19 protein-coding genes are annotated in these 19,095 nt (G+C 42.7%); 13 read left to right on the forward strand and 6 right to left on the reverse strand.

The annotated features are described in order from the left end of the window. Positions 1-477 precede the first annotated feature (477 nt). The 12 genes from prmB to ACK1U4_RS01740 all read left to right on the forward strand — a co-directional run bounded on the left by prmB (position 478) and on the right by ACK1U4_RS01740 (position 12,095). Positions 478-1,485, forward strand: coding sequence for a 50S ribosomal protein L3 N(5)-glutamine methyltransferase (gene prmB, locus ACK1U4_RS01685; protein WP_419401525.1), 1,008 nt, complete (start codon positions 478-480; stop codon positions 1,483-1,485). A 61-nt stretch (positions 1,486-1,546) separates the two neighbouring features. Then, a complete protein-coding gene (locus ACK1U4_RS01690; RefSeq protein WP_419401522.1) occupies positions 1,547-1,810 on the forward strand; it encodes a hypothetical protein in 264 nt (87 codons plus the stop codon). Then, the gene (locus ACK1U4_RS01695; protein WP_419401521.1) at positions 1,810-2,226 is read left to right on the forward strand and encodes a type II toxin-antitoxin system VapC family toxin; all 417 of its coding nucleotides are present in this window, start codon (positions 1,810-1,812) and stop codon (positions 2,224-2,226) included. Before ACK1U4_RS01690 ends, ACK1U4_RS01695 begins: the two co-directional genes overlap by 1 nt. 18 nt (positions 2,227-2,244) lie before the next feature. After that, positions 2,245-3,348 carry a chorismate synthase gene (gene aroC / locus ACK1U4_RS01700; protein ID WP_419401520.1) on the forward strand — a complete coding sequence of 368 codons (1,104 nt, stop codon included), beginning with the start codon at positions 2,245-2,247 and terminating at the stop codon, positions 3,346-3,348. A 39-nt stretch (positions 3,349-3,387) separates the two neighbouring features. Further along, the gene (locus ACK1U4_RS01705) at positions 3,388-4,185 is read left to right on the forward strand and encodes a hypothetical protein (RefSeq protein WP_419401519.1); all 798 of its coding nucleotides are present in this window, start codon (positions 3,388-3,390) and stop codon (positions 4,183-4,185) included. A gap of 146 nt (positions 4,186-4,331) precedes the next feature. Further along, complete coding sequence (gene serC, locus ACK1U4_RS01710) at positions 4,332-5,456, forward strand: 3-phosphoserine/phosphohydroxythreonine transaminase (RefSeq protein WP_419401518.1); 1,125 nt, start codon at positions 4,332-4,334, stop codon at positions 5,454-5,456. A 71-nt stretch (positions 5,457-5,527) separates the two neighbouring features. Continuing rightward, positions 5,528-6,532, forward strand: coding sequence for a LysM peptidoglycan-binding domain-containing protein (locus ACK1U4_RS01715; RefSeq protein ID WP_419401517.1), 1,005 nt, complete (start codon positions 5,528-5,530; stop codon positions 6,530-6,532). Between the two features lie 225 nt (positions 6,533-6,757). Next, positions 6,758-8,548 (forward strand): extracellular solute-binding protein, encoded by a 1,791-nt coding sequence (locus tag ACK1U4_RS01720; protein ID WP_419401516.1) that lies wholly within the window; start codon positions 6,758-6,760, stop codon positions 8,546-8,548. Position 8,549: 1 nt separating this feature from the next. Further along, the gene (locus ACK1U4_RS01725; RefSeq protein ID WP_419401515.1) at positions 8,550-9,167 is read left to right on the forward strand and encodes a hypothetical protein; all 618 of its coding nucleotides are present in this window, start codon (positions 8,550-8,552) and stop codon (positions 9,165-9,167) included. Between the two features lie 20 nt (positions 9,168-9,187). Further along, the gene (gene gloB / locus ACK1U4_RS01730) at positions 9,188-10,012 is read left to right on the forward strand and encodes a hydroxyacylglutathione hydrolase (RefSeq protein ID WP_419401514.1); all 825 of its coding nucleotides are present in this window, start codon (positions 9,188-9,190) and stop codon (positions 10,010-10,012) included. 2 nt (positions 10,013-10,014) lie between these two features. After that, positions 10,015-11,076 (forward strand): microcin C ABC transporter permease YejB, encoded by a 1,062-nt coding sequence (locus tag ACK1U4_RS01735; RefSeq protein ID WP_419401513.1) that lies wholly within the window; start codon positions 10,015-10,017, stop codon positions 11,074-11,076. Then, positions 11,076-12,095, forward strand: a complete 1,020-nt coding sequence (locus tag ACK1U4_RS01740) for an ABC transporter permease (RefSeq protein ID WP_419401512.1) — start codon at positions 11,076-11,078, stop codon at positions 12,093-12,095. The genes ACK1U4_RS01735 and ACK1U4_RS01740 overlap by 1 nt, the downstream gene beginning before the upstream one ends. Positions 12,096-12,178: 83 nt before the next feature. Here the strand turns inward: ACK1U4_RS01740 and pepN are convergent, their stop codons facing one another. After that, entirely contained in the window at positions 12,179-14,788 is a 2,610-nt protein-coding gene (gene pepN / locus ACK1U4_RS01745; RefSeq protein WP_419401524.1) for an aminopeptidase N, read from the reverse strand. A gap of 332 nt (positions 14,789-15,120) precedes the next feature. Here pepN and ACK1U4_RS01750 point away from each other — a divergent pair, with 332 nt between their 5' ends. Next, on the forward strand, positions 15,121-15,588 hold the full coding sequence (locus ACK1U4_RS01750) for an MgtC/SapB family protein (RefSeq protein WP_419401511.1): 468 nt from the start codon (positions 15,121-15,123) through the stop codon (positions 15,586-15,588). Here the strand turns inward: ACK1U4_RS01750 and ACK1U4_RS01755 are convergent. From ACK1U4_RS01755 to uvrB, 5 genes are read right to left on the reverse strand one after another with little or no spacing between them, the layout of a single operon-like run. Then, positions 15,585-15,767, reverse strand: coding sequence for a hypothetical protein (locus ACK1U4_RS01755; RefSeq protein WP_419401510.1), 183 nt, complete (start codon positions 15,765-15,767; stop codon positions 15,585-15,587). The two genes, ACK1U4_RS01750 and ACK1U4_RS01755, sit on opposite strands and share 4 nt — an antisense overlap. Positions 15,768-15,777: 10 nt before the next feature. Further along, entirely contained in the window at positions 15,778-15,981 is a 204-nt protein-coding gene (locus ACK1U4_RS01760; protein ID WP_419401509.1) for a hypothetical protein, read from the reverse strand. A 2-nt stretch (positions 15,982-15,983) separates the two neighbouring features. After that, complete coding sequence (locus ACK1U4_RS01765) at positions 15,984-16,274, reverse strand: hypothetical protein (RefSeq protein WP_419401508.1); 291 nt, start codon at positions 16,272-16,274, stop codon at positions 15,984-15,986. A 14-nt stretch (positions 16,275-16,288) separates the two neighbouring features. After that, positions 16,289-16,873: a DUF6714 family protein gene (locus ACK1U4_RS01770; RefSeq protein ID WP_419401507.1), complete on the reverse strand. Its 585-nt coding sequence runs from the start codon at positions 16,871-16,873 to the stop codon at positions 16,289-16,291. Between the two features lie 13 nt (positions 16,874-16,886). Beyond that, complete coding sequence (gene uvrB, locus ACK1U4_RS01775; protein WP_419401506.1) at positions 16,887-19,004, reverse strand: excinuclease ABC subunit UvrB; 2,118 nt, start codon at positions 19,002-19,004, stop codon at positions 16,887-16,889. Positions 19,005-19,095 lie beyond the last annotated feature (91 nt).

Raw genomic sequence — 19,095 nt, forward strand, 5'->3', positions numbered from 1 at the left:
AGAGTAAAAAGTAGGCAATTTGCATAACCATAAAGATAGGTTAGGATATTGCTAATCAAAAGTATCAGTGCAAAAGTCATTCTAAAAACCAGTGATTTATATTATAATCCCTGTTAGTTTAATTTTCTAAATCATAATTTCCCAATAAAACTTTTTTAAACCTACTTCTTGACCCAATATATCGTGGTTAACACTTTGTTAACCCATGCTATTTATAGTGAATTAAATCAAAAATCAGACTGTAAAATTTTGGGCGTATGCAATACGCCCCTACGAAACTGTCTTATTTCTAGTTTAAACAACTATATTTAGTTTATAGGTTGGAAGGAAGTCTAATTTTTAACAATGAGCCAATTCATGCGTAACATTACTGAAACCGATAATCCGATGCCAATGGTTTTTGACAACGATAATGATTTTGATGATAGCCATCATACTGAACATGAGCCAATGCTTGAAGATGAGCAATGGCAAGTGATGACGGCAGAATTTGTTGAAGCCCAACAAGAACTCAAGTCAATTCGAGATTTTATCCGTTTTTGCGTGACCAAACTGCGTGAGTATGATGTGGTGGTCGCTCAAGGTACGAATGATGTGTTTGCGGAAGCGGCGGCAATTGTGTTGCATACCTTATCACTGGATTGGTCGGCAGATGAGCAGATTTTGGACTGTCGTTTGACTGCCAGTGAACGCTCAGAAGTTTTGACTTTGCTACAACGCCGAATTGTTGAGCGTAAGCCATTGAGCTATTTAATTAATTTGGCGTATTTTTGTGATTTGCCATTTTATGTGGATGAGCGAGTGCTGATTCCTCGTTCACCGATTGGCGAGATGATTCGTCAGCAGTTTTATCCATATTTTGAAAATAATGATTTGGTCGAGCGTATCGGCTCAAATTCGCAATTTTTCAATCATGGGTTATACGATAAACAGTTGGCACAGCCAGAGCGGATTCTAGACCTTTGTACAGGGTCGGGTTGTATTGCGATTGCATTGGCGAGCCGATTCCCTGATGCGATGGTCGATGGTAGTGATATTGATAAAAATGCGTTGGAAGTGGCATCAGTGAATGTTGACCATCATGATATGGGTCATCAAGTGAATTTGATTGAGTCGAATTTATTTGAAAAAATACCTGCGGAAAATCAGTATGATTTAATCGTCACCAATCCACCGTATGTCGATGCTGCCACGATGGCGGATTTGCCCCCAGAGTTTTTGCATGAGCCTGACCATGCGTTAGCGGCTGGGCAAGATGGTTTGGATTTGGTGCATCATATTTTGTATAACGCCCCAGATTATTTGACCCGTGATGGTCTGCTTGTGTGTGAAGTGGGTGATAGTGAGTGGGCATTACGTCAAGCGTATCCTGATATTCAGTTTGATTGGATTGAGTTTGCGAAGGGCGGTAATGGTGTGTTTGCGATGGACTTTGATGAGTTGATGGCAAATCGTGAGTTATTTGCTGAGTATGTGAATGCTTAAAAATAGGGTTGCCTATGAATAACGTTTGTTTATTCAATTCAATGTAAATTGGGAGGTAATTATGTTTGTTGAAATTAGTCAATTGCCACAAGTTGTGCAACAGCAAATTATTCAAAAGAAAATGCCTGTTGATATTATCAATAATGGCAAAGTTGTTGCGACAGTTAATCCTACTGTAGCGAAAATTTTAAATAATACCAATGATTATCCAATTAGTGCCTATGATTATGTTATGAGCCTTGATATGGATGAGCGGTTAGCGGATATTGAGTTTGATTTACCGCCACGTAATAAAACCCTTTACCCACCAGAGGTGTTAGACTGATGTATTTATTAGATACCAATGCGGTTTCTGAAATTCGCAAAATCAGTCAAGGCAAAGCGAATCAAGGCTTTAATAATTGGTTTAAAACCATTAGCATTAGCGATTTATATGTCAATACAGTGGTATTGATGGAGCTTGAAAAATGGTATTTGCTAAAAGCAAGAAAAGATAAAGTGCAAGCGGACATCTTGGAAAATTGGGTGTTAAACAAGGTTTATCCAATGTTTGATAATCGTATTTTGATTATTGATACTGCGGTTGCGAAGGTGTGTGCAAAATTGTTTGTACCGAATCCAAAACCTGAAAATGACGCATGGATTGGGGCAACGGCGATTGCACATGATTTGATTGTGGTGACTCGTAATGTTGATGATTTTGCAGAAATGCCTGTTAAATTGTTAAATCCATTTAATTAAACATAGAAAGGTGAAATCATGGCAGGCAACACCATCGGACAAGTATTTACCGTCACCACCTGTGGCGAATCGCACGGTGCAGGGCTTATGGCAATCGTGGACGGTATACCGCCCAACCTGCCACTCACCGAAGCCGATATCCAAATCGACCTTGACCGCCGTAAACCCGGTACAAGCAAATTTGCTACCCAACGTAAAGAAGATGATATTGTCGAAATCATCTCTGGCGTGTTTGAGGGCAAGACCACAGGCACACCAATAGGCTTACTGATTCGCAATACCAACCAAAAATCCAAAGACTACAGCGATATCAAAGACACCTTCCGCCCCAACCATGCCGACTATGGCTATACCATGAAATACGGCTTTCGAGATTATCGAGGCGGTGGGCGTTCGTCTGCTCGTGAAACGGCAGTGCGTGTCGGTGCAGGGGCGATTGCCAAGAAGTATTTGCGTGAGCGACTGGGTATTGAAGTACGTGGCTATGTCACCCAAATTGGCAATGTGATTGCCGAAGACATCAACGAAAACGAGATTGACTGGGAATTTGTTAATAGTAATCCGTTCTTTTGTGCTGACAAAGACGCCATACCAGCAATGGAGCAACTCATTACCCAATGTCGAGAGCAAGGCACTAGCTGTGGAGCGAAATTGACCATTATTGCTACTGGCGTGCCAGTCGGACTGGGTGAGCCTGTATTTGACCGACTGGATGCTGATATTGCCCATGCGATGATGGGGATTAATGCGGTCAAAGGTGTAGAGATTGGGGATGGCATGGCGGTGGCAGGCGAGTTTGGACACCAAAGCCGTGATGAACTCACGCCAACTGGCTTTAAAGCCAACCATGCAGGCGGTGTCGCAGGGGGTATTTCGACAGGGCAAAGTATTGTCGTTACGATTGCCCTAAAGCCGACTGCCAGTATCACCACCGCAGGGCAAAGTATTGACGTTCATGGCAATGCTATCGAGATGCTGACCAAAGGTCGCCATGACCCATGCGTGGGCGTGCGTGCGACACCGATTGCCGAGGCGATGCTTGCGATTGTGCTACTTGACCATTATCTACGCCATCGTGGGCAAAATGCGGATGTCGTGCCACCGTTGCAACCAATTGTTTAGTTTTATCAACTTAAAAAATAAAACCAAAAGAAGTAATCAATGACCGATATGGCTGTCAGCCTTGAGCAATACCAACGCAATCAGCTACTAGCCGAGATCGGCATCACTCGTTGGGTGAATCAAGATAGCCCAGTGATTGATGTGCCTCACGAGTGGCAAACCACGGCTGATGTATCATTCGATACGGTTCAGCCTATTATCACTGAGCCACAAGCTGATCTTGAATTACAGGCTGATTTTAAACCGCCCGTTTATAATGATAACGATATCGTTGCACCACTTGTTATGCTTGAGCCTATGGCATCACTGGCTGATCAGCCATCAAGCTTTATTAATCCTGCTTTTACCGCCTCATCAACAAATAATTTTCATGTGGCAATCACGCCTGTTGATGAGCGAAATATACCGATTGTTTCACGATTTAGCATTGATATTGGCATGATGAATGATTGTCTTTTATTGGTTAATCAACAGGTTTTACAACAAGATACTCGTCAAGCCCACTTATGGCAACAAATCCAAATGGCACTCAAGCTGACAACACAGTCATTTAATTTTCCTTTGTTACAACAAACCAATGAGCAATTTAATCATAGAGCTACCATGCGAGGGCATTTAAGTGCTACGGTGGCAAAAGCCAGCTTCTTGGGGGGTGTGTACGGTTTGACTCAAGGCAGAGTCACTAAGTTGGCATATTTGACCCCTTTGCCAGACTTGTTTCATCAGCCAATATCCGCTCAGTTTATCCCACAAACCATCCCTAGTTTGGCGGAGATGTTAGTCAATCCACAAAAAAAACGTGAATTTTGGGCTATTTTAAGCCAATCAGTTGAGTAATTTTAATATACGGTTTAGTATTATGACTAATTTGAAATAGTAATAAGAAACGTTTTTGTAGGGGCGTATGGCATACGCCCTTTGATAATAGTGCCGTTTTTAGTTGAGTTAATTATCATCATTGATGTAAAACCAAAGGAAATGTTATGAAATCAAATTTTGACCATCGTGTCGCCAATTTTTGTGCAGGCCCAGCTACGATGCCTACAGCAGTGCTTGAAAAAGCCCAAAGTGAATTGCTCAATTGGCGTGGTACAGGCATGTCGGTGATGGAAATGAGCCATCGCAGTGATGAGTTTGTGGCAATTGCCAGTAAAGCAGAGCAGGATTTACGCACTTTGATGAATATTCCTAATAATTATAAGGTGTTATTTGTACAAGGTGGGGCGAGTTTACAGTTCTCTGCGATTCCGTTAAACCTGTTAAAAGGTACAGCGGATTATTTGGATACTGGTATTTGGTCAAAAAAAGCCATCAGTGAAGCAAAGCGTTATGAGAAAGCAGGTCTTGGTAAAATCAATGTCGTTGCTTCTGCCAAAGACAGTAACTATACCGATGTGCCTGATATTGACACATGGCAACTGTCTGATAATGCAGATTATTTTCATTATTGCCCGAATGAAACCATTGGTGGTTTGGCGATGTTTGATGTGCCGAAAGTCGATGCACCGATTGTGGCGGATATGTCATCTTGCATTTTATCACAGCCGATTAATGTTAGTGATTATGGCTTAATTTATGCAGGGGCTCAAAAAAATATTGGACCTGCTGGGTTGACCTTAGTGATTGTGCGTGAGGACTTAATCGGTCATGCCAATGCCGTTTGTCCTAGTATTTTGGATTATAAAAATCAAGCTGATAATGATTCGATGTTAAATACACCATCGACATTTGCATGGTATTTGTCAGGTTTGGTGTTTGAATGGTTGCTAGACCAAGGTGGGGTAGAAGCTATTTATCAGCAAAATCTTGCCAAAGCCCAAGCCCTATATGATTTTATTGATGGTAGTAATGTTTATCATAACCCTATCAAACCTGCCCATCGTTCTATTATGAACGTACCATTTACCATTATGGATGGTAGTTTGGATAAGCAGTTTTTACAAGAAGCCGACAAAAGGGGGTTTTTAAACCTTAAAGGGCATCGCAGTGTGGGTGGTATGCGTGCTAGTATTTATAACGCAGTTGATTTACAAATTGTCAATGATTTAGTGGGTTTTATGCAACAATTTGAACAATTTGGACAATCTACCCTTTCATCCACATCATAAAAACATTACAATGAGCAAGGTAGTTAACGTAATGTTACATTTCATACAACGATAAAAAGGTAAGTTTAACAATGCGTATCATAAATAAATTGATGGATAACCCTTCACTGATAAGAAAAGGTATGATTGCTATTTTGGCAATGACCTTATCAACGGTGGCAACCGCTGCGACATCTTACCGTGTCAAGGATGGCGACACCCTATCGAGTATTGCCAAACAGTATGATACTACCTTGCAAAAATTGATAGAAATAAACAATTTAAAAAATGCTAATGATGTTAAAATTGGTGATTTGATTTATCTTAATGATACTAGAGCTATCTATTACCAAGGGAAAACCATGACTTATGTTGTGCAATCTGGTGATAGTATCAGCAGTATTGCACGAAAATTTGATACTACTACCTCAACGTTATCTGAGCTAAATGATGGTGATTTGAGCCAATTTCGGATTGGAACAAAACTAACAGTGCCAATGCAGACTATTAAAACAGATGAAGTAAAAGCACAGCCTGCTACGGCTAGTAATGTTAAAACGTTTACGTATGTTGTTCAATCTAATGAAACCCTTAGAGGTGTTGCCAATAAGTTTGATATTGGTATTAGAGAGCTAGCTAAATTGAATAATTTGGATATTATGTCCTTGATTTATCGTGATCAGCGACTATTGATACCCTCAACACCTGCTCGCCTTAAAATAGTTGAAAATGATCGGTTATCATCTCAAGCCAAAACCGTTGCTACTACGAAAGCTACAGCTATCACACCAATAACTGTAAAATCTAGCAATGCCGTTTCAACGAGTACCAAAACACCTGCTAAATCAGCCACTAAAAATCCAACCACCGAAACCCGTTCAAATTTATTAGATTTTACTACCTATCAAATACAAAAAGGTGATTCACTGATTGTTTTGGCAAAGCGTTATAATACGACAGTAGCAGGTTTGGCTAAAATTAATAATATAGAGCCAACTGCTAGTTTAGTTGCTGGTAAGATTTTGACTGTACCTAACATTCAACCTATCAAGCCAATTAGTACCACTAAAATGAATGATAGAAATACTTATGATTAATTGCTATGATGGTGGCTAGTATTGGCTTTAACAGAAGCGTATTGAGAGAAGGCTTGGTGAATCCAAGCTTTTTTTATGTGAGATAGAGAGTTTGGCTTGATGAAAAAAAACGCCACAAAAGCAAGGGTTTTGCTCCCTGTTGCTTTAATAATGGCTAGTTTGTGCTTCACAAATCAGCATGATAGTCCATTTACTAAGAAGCTTATTAATACAGTTGTTGATACGATGGTGAATCCAGCCAATGCGACCCCCATCACTTCGACCACCCTTGCTCACAATAGTACCGCTCAATTTAACAATCTTAGCCATCTGCCGTATGCCAATCCCAACGCCCCCAAAGGTGGTACGTTAAGCCTATCGGCAATTGGTACTTTTGACAGTATCAATAAATGGATAGATGTCGGTACGCCTGTGATAGGCACGGATTATCTGTTTGAAAGTCTGATGACCAGTTCGCTGTCCGAGGCGTTTGTCCAGTATCCGCTACTTGCGGACAAAGTCACCTATGACCCTGCCGACCCCAGTTGGGTGATTTACCATATCAATCCGCACGCCAAATTTTGGGATGGTACGCCTGTCACCGCTGATGATGTCAAAGCTAGTATGGATGCGATGCTCACCAAAGGTTTGATGAGTATGCGGAGTTATTTGGGTGATGTCAAAGAAACCCAAGTGATTGATAAACAAACGGTTAAATTTATTTTTAAATCCAAAGATAATCAAGAAATCAAACTTACCGTTGCTCAAATGCCGATTTGGTCAAAAAAAACCATTGATGCCTATTTTGACAAAGTAGGGCTTGTGCCGTTGATGGGGAGTGGGGCGTATAAAGTCGGCAATATCGAGGCAGGGCGAAGCATCACCTATGTGCGTGACCCAAACTATTGGGGGGCAAAACCCGAGGCAGGCGTGATGGTGAATGTAGGTCGCAATAATTTTGACCAAATCAAATATGTGTATTACCAAAACCCCGAAGTCGCATTTGAAGGCTTTAAGGCAGGGGAATACCTGTTTCGTGCCGAAAATAAAGCCCGTACTTGGGTGACTGGCTACAATTTCCCTGCGATGACTGCCAATATGGTGATGAAGGAAAAAATCGCCAATAAAAATCCTGTTCCCATGCAAGCCATCGTGATGAACCTTCGCCGTCCGATTTTTCAAGATATTCGAGTGCGTCAAGCTTTGACACTGGCGTATGATTTTGAATGGCTGAATAAAACCATGTTCTATGGGCAGTATGAACGCTTGCAAAGCTTCTTTCATGGTTCAGAATTGCAAGCCACAGGCACGCCAAGCCCTGCCGAAATGGATATATTAAATCCGTTATTACCAAGCCTTGAGCCGATTCAACGTAACGCAGTCGTTAGTAATTGGCAAGCCCCAAAATCCAATGGCGATGGTTTTAATCGAGATAATTTACTCAAGGCTCGTGAATTGCTGTTGCAGGCAGGTTTTCAATATCGCAATATGAAGCTGTATCAGCCAAACGGTCAGCCAGCCAAAATCGAGTTTTTGACTGCCGATGAAAAAAATGCTCGGATTATCTTGCCGTATTTACGCAATTTGCAACGCTTGGGCTTTGACACCAGTTTTCGCCAAGCTGATGTACCGCAGTATTTGGAGCGAACTCGCAAATATGATTATGACATGATTATTGATATGTTTATGCAAAGTCTTTCACCAGGGTCGGAACAAGCCTATATGTGGGGGTCGCAATCTGCGGATGAGGCAGGCAATCAAAACTCAGCAGGGATTAAAAATAAGGCGATTGATAGTGTGATTGATAAACTCACCAAAGCCAAAAATCGTGAGGATATCGTGTTATATACCCATGTGTTAGACCGTCTGCTTCGAGCAGGGTATTATGTCGTGCCGACTTATGGTAAGACCACGGATAATGTGGCGTATTGGCGATTTTATGAGCATGGGCAGTTGCCGAGTAATGCAATTGGGATAGATTATTGGTGGGTCAATCCGCAAAAATATAGCGAAGTGATGCGTTATTTGGGGCGTTAAAATGAGTGAATCACAAAATCGCTATGTTGAATATAAGAATGTATTTCTTTGGCAATATATCTGTGACCATGAACTTGTTGTTTGTCCTCGTTGCAATAAGGCAAGCAAGGTAGAAAATGCAGAATTTTATTGCTTACATTGCCATTTGCATTTAAATGAGTGTGATAAATTTCATTGGTATGGCGATTTACAGCTTACCACAAAATCTAATCAAAGCTGTTATCATTGTGGCTCACCATTATTTTATCAAAATGTTATTCATGCACCACATGATAATTTTTCAAAAAAAATAACACTTGAATGTGAGAAATGCCAAAAACAAAACTCAGTCACGTTACAAAAAATGATTATCCACAAGTATCAAGGTGAAGACTATTATTTTGGGTTGCCATTATTGCTACAAATGTCTTGTTCACATGGGATATTGTGGGCGTATAATTGGCAACATTTACAGGATTTGAAAGCCTTTATCCAAGCGGACTTGCGAGAGCGTACCAAAAACTCAGGCAATGGTAGCCTAATGTCCCGTTTACCACTTTGGATAAAATCTGCAAAAAATCGAGAAGGGCTACTAAAACTGATTACCAAAATAGAAAAATTGGTTCAAATTGAGAGTTAAATTACCAAAAAGGATTAATCATGCTAAAAATCCACCCAATCCCAGCCTTTAATGACAATTATATTTGGGCGATTATCAATGAGCAGAACCAAGAAGTGATTATTGTCGATGCAGGGGATGCCAAACCTGTGCTGGATTTTGTTCATCAAAATAGCCTAAGCATTCGCCAAATTTGGGTCACCCATCACCATAATGACCATATTGGTGGCGTGGCGGAACTGGCTCAAAACTTCCCCAATGCTCAAGTGTTCGCCCATGCTGATGTATTGCCACAAATCGGCTTAAAGAATCCCAATCAAGGCGTTACCGTGGGTGAGGGTAGTGAATTGAAGGCTTGGGGTGATACGTTAAATTTACCACTGCAAGTATGGCAAACCGCAGGGCATACTGACAATCATTTGGCGTTTTTGCTGACCTTTGACAAACGATTGCATATTTTCTGTGGTGATACGCTGTTTCGAGGGGGTTGTGGGCGAGTGTTTACAGGCACGATTGAGCAGTTGTTTGAAAGTTTTGACCGTTTTAATGAGTTACACGATGATAAAACCTTGTTTTATCCTGCTCACGAATATACCTTGTCAAATCTGAAATTTGCCCAAAGTATCCAGCCAAATAATGCGGATATCGCCCATGCTATCGAGATGGATAGCAAAAAACGTGACAACAATCAGCCGACTTTGCCAACCACATTGGCGGATGAGCGATTAATCAATCCGTTTATGCAAATCATTTATCAGCCACATTGTGATGAACTGATTGCCAGTGTTAATCAGCAATTGCCAAATACAGGTGATGAGCCCTTAGCGGTGTTTAGTGCGTTGCGTGAATTGAAAAATAGGTTTTGATGATGGGTAAATATATTCTCAAACGGCTATTGCTGATTATTCCCACCCTATTTTTGATTTTGCTCACCAACTTCGCCATTATCCAATCCGCCCCCGGTGGCCCAGTCGAGCAGAAAATCGCCCAAATCCAAGAAGCCCAAAAAGGCGGTCAAAACGGACAATTTACCACGCCGACCAATTATCAAAGCAGTTACCAAGGTAGTAGGGGTTTGTCACCTGATATGGTCGAGGCGATTAAAAAACAATATGGCTTTGATAAATCCGCCCCACAGCGGTTTTGGCTGATGCTCACCAGTTATGCCAAAGGCGATTTTGGCACGTCATTTTTTAAGGGTAAGCCAGTCGGACAGCTTATTTTGGACAAAATGCCTGTGTCGATTTCGCTTGGGCTGTGGAGTACCTTGCTAATTTATTTGATTGCCGTGCCACTCGGCATTGCCAAGGCAGTACGTCATAATTCCTTGATGGATAAAAGTACGGCATTACTACTGGCTGTCAGCTATGCCGTGCCTGTATTTGTGTTGGCGGTGGTGCTGATTGTGCTGTTAGCAGGGGGCAGTTATTGGCAGATTTTTCCGCTACAGGGTTTGGTGTCAGAGAATTTTGACAAGCTGTCGATGTTTGGCAAAATCAAAGATTATTTTTGGCATTTGGCATTGCCACTCACCGCAAGTACGTTGGGCGGTTTTGCAGGGCTTGCGTATTTGACTAAGTTTAGTTTTATGGAAGAGTTGAATAAGCAATATGTGCTGACCGCTCGCAGTAAGGGGCTAACTGAAAACAAAGTGCTATACGGTCATGTGTTTCGGAATGCGATGTTGATTATCATTGCTGGCTTGCCGTCTGCGATTGTGGGGATATTTTTTACTGGGAATTTTTTGATTGAGGTGATTTTTAATTTGGATGGGTTAGGGCGGTTGGGGTTTGAGGCGATACAACAGCGTGATTATCCTGTGATTTTTGGGACGTTGTTTATTTTTACCCTGATGGGGTTGGTGTTGCAACTGATTAGCGATATCACTTATCATTGGATTGACCCTAGAATTGATTTTGAGAGTCGTTAATGCACGCAAAAAACCCCATTTGGCAAGCCCGTATTGCACGCTTTAAACGCAATAAAATCGGCTATTACTCATTGATTTTATTCAGTATTATTTTTAGCATTTGCCTATGTGTTAATGTCGTTGCCAATGACAAGCCCATCATGGTGAAATACCAAGACAGCTATTATTTCCCAGTTGCCAAAGCCTATCCAGAAACCACGTTTGGCGGTGTGTTCGAGACCGAAACCAATTACCAAGACCCTGTGGTCAAAGACTTGATTAACCAACACGGCTATATGATTGAGCCGATGATTGGCTTTGCTGACCAAACCCCAAGCGTCAGCCGTGATGTGCCGTTTCCTGCACCGCCCAACGCCCAAAACTGGCTTGGTACGGACGACCAAGGGCGAGATGTGCTGGCGAGGGTGCTGTATGGCTTGCGTGTGTCGTTGTTGTTTGGGCTGGCATTGACGTTGGCAGGGTCGCTGATTGGCATTATCGTGGGGGCGGTGCAAGGCTATTATGGCGGTTGGGTGGATTTGGGCGGACAGCGATTGATGGAAGTGTGGGGCGGTTTGCCACAACTCTTTATGATTATTATTTTGGTGAGTTTGTTTAGCCCCAGTGTGACGGTGCTGTTTGGGCTGATGTTGTTGTTTGGTTGGATGGGGCTTGTGGGCTTGGTGCGTGCGGAGTTTTTGCGAGCGAGGAATTTTGATTATGTCCGCTCGGCAAAGGCGATGGGCGTGAGCGATGCCAAGATTATGTTTCGCCATATTTTGCCGAATGCGATGTCATCTAGTTTGTCGCAGTTGCCGTTTATTTTGACGGCGAATATCACGGCATTGACCACGCTTGATTATTTGGGCTATGGCTTGCCTGCTGGGTCGCCCTCGCTCGGTGAGTTGATTTCGCAGGGGAAAAATAATTTGGATGCACCGTGGCTTGCGTTGGCAGGATTTTTTAGTTTGACGGTGGTGTTGTCGCTCCTTATTTTTATTGGCGAAGCGTTAAGGGATGCGTTTGACCCTAGAACATAGTATCCTAGACAATAGTTTATATAGGACTTACGCAAAAATGCCATTTGTAGGTTGGGTGGAAGCATGACACCCAACATAAACCATTATTGGTTGAGCATCGTTGCCAAGGTTTCTTTGACATTTTTGGAGGTCATTTTGGGCTGACTATCCAATAATTGCTGTTTGGCATGGCTTTTGATTGGTTCGCTCAAAGTATTCCAAGCGGACAAACTTTGCAGTAAACGTGAAGCTAACAGTGGATTACGTTTATCCAAAATCACCATCATATCAAGGTATTGGCTTAATCCTTGATTTGACCAAAGTTTGGTTGGTTGAGCAATCAATCCACCTAAAACCGCACGCACACGGTTTGGGGTATTGAGGTCAAAATCAGTATGTTCTGTCAACCCAAAAATCGCATCAACTGAAGCTTCGGTATCCCCTGCTTGCACCCCAAACCATAAATCCATCGCCAAATCATCATGGCTAAATCGTTGATAAAAGTCGGCTAATAATACCGTTTTTTGCTCAAGCTGATGATTCACCACCGCCGATAACGCCCCCAATCGCTCACTCATACAACTGGCATTTTGGTATTGATTGACCGCCCATTGTTTGGCATCTTCGATGTTGGCAGTCAACGCCATGTCCAATGCCACGTTTCGCCATGCTCGCTCGCCCATCGCTTTCGCATTGTCTTGATACGCTGTCAGCGGATAGGCTTGATAAGCGGTTGTCCAAAAGTCGGCAAGGTGAGTTGCCACTTGTTTTAGCAAGGCATCTCGTTTGGCTTTGACTTCGTTGGGGTTATAATGGTGGCTAAATGCAGAGCCAAGCTCACGTTCGGCAGGGATATCCAGTAAACGTGTCGCTAACATGGCATCTTGTTGGTACAGGCTTGGCAGTGCTTGCTTTAAGGCATTCAGATAAATGGTGCTATCTGCCCCTTGAATCAAGATACGATTGACCAATAATTGACTGGCTTGCCAACGGTTAAAGCCATTGGTTTCATATTGCATCAAAAATGACAAATCCGCATCACTATAGTCAAAATTTAGCTGAACAGGGGCAGAAAAATCTCGTAACAGCGAAATTACTGGCTCAAAATCAATGCCACTAAAGCTAAAATCTTGTTCGGCTGTATCCAGCAATAACAAATCTTCAACGACCAATGCCCCAGTCGCACGGTTAAAAATCGCCATTTTGACAGGAATAGGCAGGGCTTTGGGGGCAGGATAATTGGTGACTTGGCGTGTTTGTTGGCTTAGATGAATGGTTAAATTATCTGCCACTTGGCTAAAACGCCCAGACAGCACAGGGGTGGCAGGTTGGGTGTACCAGTCAATAAAGTTTTCGACATTCGTACCGCCCACGCTTAACGCTGACAGCAAATCTTCCACCGTCACCGCTTGCCCATCAAAACGGCGGAAATATTCATCCGTCCCTTGGCGGAACTTCTCTTTACCCAAAGTATTGGCAATCATCCGTACGATTTCCGCCCCTTTTTCGTACACAGTGGCGGTATAGAAGTTATTAATCTCGACAAAATGGTCTGGGCGTGGTGGATGAGCCAGCGGACTGGCATCCTCTGGGAACTGGAATGCTCGTAAGGTCGCTACATCATCAATGCGTTGCACCGCTGGGGAATGCAGACTTTCAGAAAACGACTGGTCACGGAATACGGTAAAGCCCTCTTTTAGGCATAGCTGAAACCAATCACGGCACGTAATGCGATTGCCTGTCCAGTTATGGAAATATTCATGGGCAATCACCGCTTTGACATTAAAATTACGGCGGTCAGTGGTGGTTTCTGGGCTTGATAACACACAGGCGGTGTTAAAGATATTCAAGCCTTTGTTTTCCATCGCCCCCATGTTAAATTGGCTCACTGCCACAATCATATAACGGTCAAGGTCATACGCTCGTCCGTAGTGGTCTTCATCCCATTTCATCGAGTCTTTAAGGGCTTGCATACCGACATGACATTGCTCGATATTCTCAGATTTGGCATATACCTCAAGCAACACCTCACGCCCTTCACTCGTGGTACTGTCTTTTACAAAATAATGGTCGCTCAACACGTCCAAATCCGCCATCACACAAGCGAATAAATAACTCGGTTTTTTGGTGGGGTCTTCCCACACGGCAAAATGACGGTTGCCATTATCAGCCAAATCACCTTTTTCAACCAAATTACCATTTGCCAATAGCGTTGGGTAGGTTTTATCCGCCTCAAGGCGTGTGGTAAAGCGTGATAACACATCAGGACGGTCTGGGTAAAAGGTAATTTTGCGAAAACCCTCTGGCTCACATTGGGTCACGAACATCTTGTCCGCCCCCTCGCCTGCTTGATACAAGCCTTCAAGGCTGGTATTGGTCTGTGGTACAATCGCCACCACCGTGGTGATTTGACAATCATTGGGGGCATTGCTAATGACAAGCATTTCATCATTAAGTTGATAATCCGCTTCGGTTAACGCTTTACCGTTTAAACTAATGGATTCAAGCTGTAACTCACGTCCCAATAGCACCAAATCGCCTGCCGTGCTTCTTGTCATGTCAAGATTGGCGGTGACTTTGGCATTGTCGGCAAATAATTGAATGGTAAGGTCGATACTATTGACCAAAAAAACTGGTGGCGTGTAGTCTTTTAGATAGATTTTTTGTGGTGCAGTAGCGTCTTGCATAGGTAAATGAGAGGGTACATCTGGCATTTCGGTGTTTAGCAGTTGAGGGTTTTCGGTCTGGCTAGTTTCAGTCACGTTTGTCATCATTTTCTCTTTTTTTCTTGCATAGTTAGTAATAAATATTAAGTAAAAATTCTTTGCTATTATGCCATAACATCGAGGTAAAAATGTGGGTTAATTCAGGTCAAGTAGTGGCTTACCTCATAGGCGTGGATGATTTAAAAAAGATATAGTGACATTAGTCGTTGAATTGTCGGACGATTGTTTTACCTTAGTAATACTGTGTTAGTATGGGCTGTGTTTATGCCAAAGATTTGCTATGATTTTATGGTTTAATCTTTTATGTTTATGGTGAAAAAATGTCGACCAGTGTCACGCAGTTATTTGATTTTAATTGGAAAGAAATGTTGATACATACGGGACAGATGCTGATTGCTTTTGTGTTGATATTGCCGATTGGGTTGAACCGTGAAAATAGTAAGTTCAGTATGGGGCTAAGAACCTTTCCGATGGTGAGCCTTGCGAGCTGTGGCTTTACGCTTGTGGGGTTTGGGATGTCAGGGAATGACGATTCACAGATTTCAAATGTGATTAATGGCGTGGTGACTGGGATTGGTTTTATTGGTGGTGGAGCGATTTTGAAGACGGATAATTCGATTGAGGGGACTTCGACTGCGGCAGCGATTTGGGCGGCTGGTTGTGTGGGCGTGGCGGTGGCGATGGGACGGCTTGAGATTGCGGTGTTGGTGAGCTTGATGACGTTTTTGATTTTTTATTTTGCGACACCGCTAAAAGAAACACTTAGTAATGATAGTGAAAGACCTTAAATGAAATCTTTCATCAAAATAAATTTGTCAATTTTTGATGCTTTTTTATCAAAGGTCACGACTGGCAGATGATTTTCTACCGCACAGCGACAGGCTATTAACATATCAGACAAATCAAAGGTGTTATTGCGTGCTTGTAATAACATTGCTTTAACATCATCGGCATTTTCTACTTTCAAGATTGGCGATTTAAATAGCAACAATAATTTGCAATCGCTCAATGTTATAAAAGTGACCCAATACCCAATTTGTTTCCAACAGTACCAATAATGGAATAAAAGCTTGCTGATTGTTGGTTTCTAATTGATTGAACAAATCAACGACTTGTTGTAATTGGGCTGGGTTATCTTTAGCAAATAATCGCACCAAAATATTGGTATCTAATGAAATCATCTTTAACCCTGCCAGTTTTTAAAGGCTTTAGCAATACTATCGTTCATATCTTCAATGGTAGCGACTTTATCAGTTTTGATAGTTATGGCATTTAACAACTCATCAACGGTCAATTTTTCATCTTTAGGATTTGATTTTGCATTTTTAAGTTCAGTAACGTCAAAACTAGGATTGTCGCTTTTGAAAGGATTTTGCCATTTTTCTATTAGGCTATCAGCATAGCCCAATAGTTGATATCGCAAAGATTCTGGTAAAATTTGGATTCTTTGATTGAGTAATTCAGCCGTTGTCATCATAGTTTCCTTTATTAATCATAAATTCTAAAACTTAGTAGCTTATTTTTCGCCTTTAAAACTGATTCCAAATGATATTCATGTAAATTTTTCTTTCGCTCATTTTCAAAGAAATCTTTTTTATCAACAGTTTTATAGGTCAAATCAACGATAAAACAAGCATAATCCAGTATGGTACTTTTTTGCAAGTCATTCATGCTTGAATACTTATAGATAAAGCTTTCATAATCATGGTCATACCCCAAATGCCTTGCTAATCCTACGAGAAATTTATTTTCCCACCAATCAGTTTTAGGGTTTTTGAGATACCATTCAACCACATAGACCATGTAAGCAGGCAGAAAAAAGGCAAATTCTTCGTTCGACATATTGCAAAAAGGCAAGTCATATTTTTCCAGTTGCTCTTTTGGAATTTCTGTCCAGTTATGATAAGGTCTGTTTTTGCTCGCCTCATGATAAATTTTGCCAAATTCATCTTCAGATAAACCACCTATACCCCATTTGTCGGTAATAAAACACTGCTCAAGCGTTTTATCAACCTTTTTAACATCAGCAAAAGCAATTTTAATTTGCTCTATTAACTGTACTGGCTCAAGCATTTTTCACCCCAAATTATTGCAACACAAACTCTTTTAACCCCACGATTTTATCCCGAATTTTCATCGCCTCTTCAAACTTCAAATCCCTCGACAACGCCTGCATTTGTTTTTCCAACCGACTAATTTCCTTAGCGAGCAAATCAGGCGACCGCAAAATCGCAATATCCACATCAGGGAACGAATTATTTTTCACAATCACTTGATTATCATTCACCACTTCCGCCTCGCCTGTGTCGATTTTATCGGTAATTTGACGTTTGGCAGACGTAGGCGTGATACCATGCTCAAGGTTAAAGGCGACTTGCTTGGCACGACGGCGTTCGGTTTCTTCCATCGCCTTTTGCATACTGGGCGTGATGCTGTCCGCATACAAAATCGCCTTGCCATTGACATGACGTGCGGCACGCCCAATGGTCTGAATCAGCGAACGCTCCGAGCGTAAAAAGCCCTCTTTATCCGCATCAAAAATCGCCACCAAACTGACCTCTGGCATATCCAAACCCTCACGCAAGAGGTTAATCCCCACCAACACATCATGCACGCCAGTCCGCAGTTCGTGGATGATTTTCATACGTTCGACCGTGTCGATATCCGAGTGCAGATAGGCGACTTTGATGTTATATTCCTTGAGATAACTGGTCAAATCCTCCGCCATACGCTTGGTTAGCGTGGTGATAAGCACTCGTTCATCTTTGGCTTTGCGAATGTTGATTTCGGATAGTACGTCATCGACTTGGGTCAAAACTGGGCGAATTTCGAGTTCTGGGTCAACCAAGCCAGTCGGTCGCACCACTTGCTCGACCACTTGCTCGCTATGCTCAAGCTCGTATTGGGCAGGCGTGGCGGATACATAGATGGTCGCAGGGGCGATACGCTCCCATTCCTCGAACATCATCGGACGGTTGTCCATGGCAGACGGCAAGCGAAAGCCGTAATTGACAAGGGTTTCTTTTCGGCTTCTATCGCCTTTATACATCGCCCCGATTTGCGGTACGGTGACATGGCTTTCATCAATAAATAGCAAGGCATCGGGCGGAATGTAGTCAAACAGCGTAGGCGGTGCTTCGCCACTCGGTCTGCCCGATAGGTGGCGTGAGTAGTTTTCGATACCGTTGCAGTAGCCGAGTTGTTGAATCATTTCAAGGTCGTAAGTGGTGCGTTCCTTGATACGTTGGGCTTCGATGAGCTTGTCATTTTGACGGAAAAATTCAAGGCGTTCTGCCAACTCTTCTTTGATGGTTTCGCTGGCGGATTCGAGTTTTTCTCGTGGCGTGACGTAGTGCGATTTTGGATAAATGGTAATGCGTGGCACGCTTCGCACGTTTTTCCCTGTCAAAGGGTCGAACCAAGTGATTTTTTCCACTTCATCATCAAACATACTGATTCGCACCGCCAGTTGCTCGGATTCGGCAGGATAAATGTCTAGCACTTCGCCACGCAAGCGGTATGTACCACGCCCAAAGTCGAGTTCGTTGCGTTCATATTGCAGTTCGACCAAGCGTTTGAGTAAGGCGGTGCGGTCGATACGGTCGCCCACCACGATATGCAGGAGCATTTTGAGGTAGCTTTCTGGGTCGCCAAGACCGTAGATGGCGGACACGGAGGCGATGATAATGGCATCACGGCGTTCGAGTAGCGAGCGAGTGGCGGACAGTCGCATTTGGTCGATGTGGTCGTTGATGGCAGAGTCTTTTTCGATAAAAGTATCCGAGGCAGGGACGTAGGCTTCGGGCTGATAGTAGTCGTAATAGCTGACGAAATATTCCACCGCATTATTGGGAAAAAACGCCTTAAACTCGCCGTATAACTGGGCAGCGAGGGTTTTGTTATGAGCCATGATGATGGTGGGGCGTTGGCATTGGGCGATGACCTTTGCCATAGTGTAGGTTTTGCCAGAGCCTGTCACGCCAAGCAACAGCTGACCGTCCATGCCTTTTTCGATACCTTCGACCAGTTTGGCGATGGCTTGCGGTTGGTCGCCAGAGGGTTCAAATTCGGTGACCATGCCAAAGGGTTTGCTAGAGATTTGTGTGCCACTGGCATTCACGCCTGTGATTTCGGCGGTGTCTTGGATTTGGCGGGCGAGTTGGCTGAGTTGGCGTTCAGAGCGAGAGGTTTCGGGTAGTCGCATTTTGGGGTCTTTTTGTTGTGAGTATGAGGAATTTATGGGGTTTTTGGGTTTGGTTTAAAAGGTAAGTTTGGTAAAAATGTTGTGGTATGAT

It is taken from the genome of Moraxella sp. TY6 (assembly GCF_048551375.1).
Classification (GTDB): Bacteria; Pseudomonadota; Gammaproteobacteria; order Pseudomonadales; family Moraxellaceae; genus Faucicola.

Coding starts and splice junctions, on each gene's coding strand:
- ACK1U4_RS01750 (WP_419401511.1), top strand. CDS start 15,121: ATGTCGACCAGTGTCACGCAGTTATTTGATTTTAATTGGAAAGAAATG.
- prmB (WP_419401525.1), top strand. CDS start 478: ATGACGGCAGAATTTGTTGAAGCCCAACAAGAACTCAAGTCAATTCGA.
- ACK1U4_RS01715 (WP_419401517.1), top strand. CDS start 5,528: ATGCGTATCATAAATAAATTGATGGATAACCCTTCACTGATAAGAAAA.
- ACK1U4_RS01705 (WP_419401519.1), top strand. CDS start 3,388: ATGACCGATATGGCTGTCAGCCTTGAGCAATACCAACGCAATCAGCTA.
- ACK1U4_RS01740 (WP_419401512.1), top strand. CDS start 11,076: ATGCACGCAAAAAACCCCATTTGGCAAGCCCGTATTGCACGCTTTAAA.
- uvrB (WP_419401506.1), bottom strand. CDS start 19,004: ATGCGACTACCCGAAACCTCTCGCTCTGAACGCCAACTCAGCCAACTC.
- ACK1U4_RS01720 (WP_419401516.1), top strand. CDS start 6,758: ATGGTGAATCCAGCCAATGCGACCCCCATCACTTCGACCACCCTTGCT.
- ACK1U4_RS01690 (WP_419401522.1), top strand. CDS start 1,547: ATGTTTGTTGAAATTAGTCAATTGCCACAAGTTGTGCAACAGCAAATT.
- ACK1U4_RS01735 (WP_419401513.1), top strand. CDS start 10,015: ATGGGTAAATATATTCTCAAACGGCTATTGCTGATTATTCCCACCCTA.
- pepN (WP_419401524.1), bottom strand. CDS start 14,788: ATGCCAGATGTACCCTCTCATTTACCTATGCAAGACGCTACTGCACCA.
- ACK1U4_RS01725 (WP_419401515.1), top strand. CDS start 8,550: ATGAGTGAATCACAAAATCGCTATGTTGAATATAAGAATGTATTTCTT.
- ACK1U4_RS01695 (WP_419401521.1), top strand. CDS start 1,810: ATGTATTTATTAGATACCAATGCGGTTTCTGAAATTCGCAAAATCAGT.
- ACK1U4_RS01770 (WP_419401507.1), bottom strand. CDS start 16,873: ATGCTTGAGCCAGTACAGTTAATAGAGCAAATTAAAATTGCTTTTGCT.
- serC (WP_419401518.1), top strand. CDS start 4,332: ATGAAATCAAATTTTGACCATCGTGTCGCCAATTTTTGTGCAGGCCCA.
- gloB (WP_419401514.1), top strand. CDS start 9,188: ATGCTAAAAATCCACCCAATCCCAGCCTTTAATGACAATTATATTTGG.
- ACK1U4_RS01760 (WP_419401509.1), bottom strand. CDS start 15,981: ATGATTTCATTAGATACCAATATTTTGGTGCGATTATTTGCTAAAGAT.
- ACK1U4_RS01765 (WP_419401508.1), bottom strand. CDS start 16,274: ATGACAACGGCTGAATTACTCAATCAAAGAATCCAAATTTTACCAGAA.
- aroC (WP_419401520.1), top strand. CDS start 2,245: ATGGCAGGCAACACCATCGGACAAGTATTTACCGTCACCACCTGTGGC.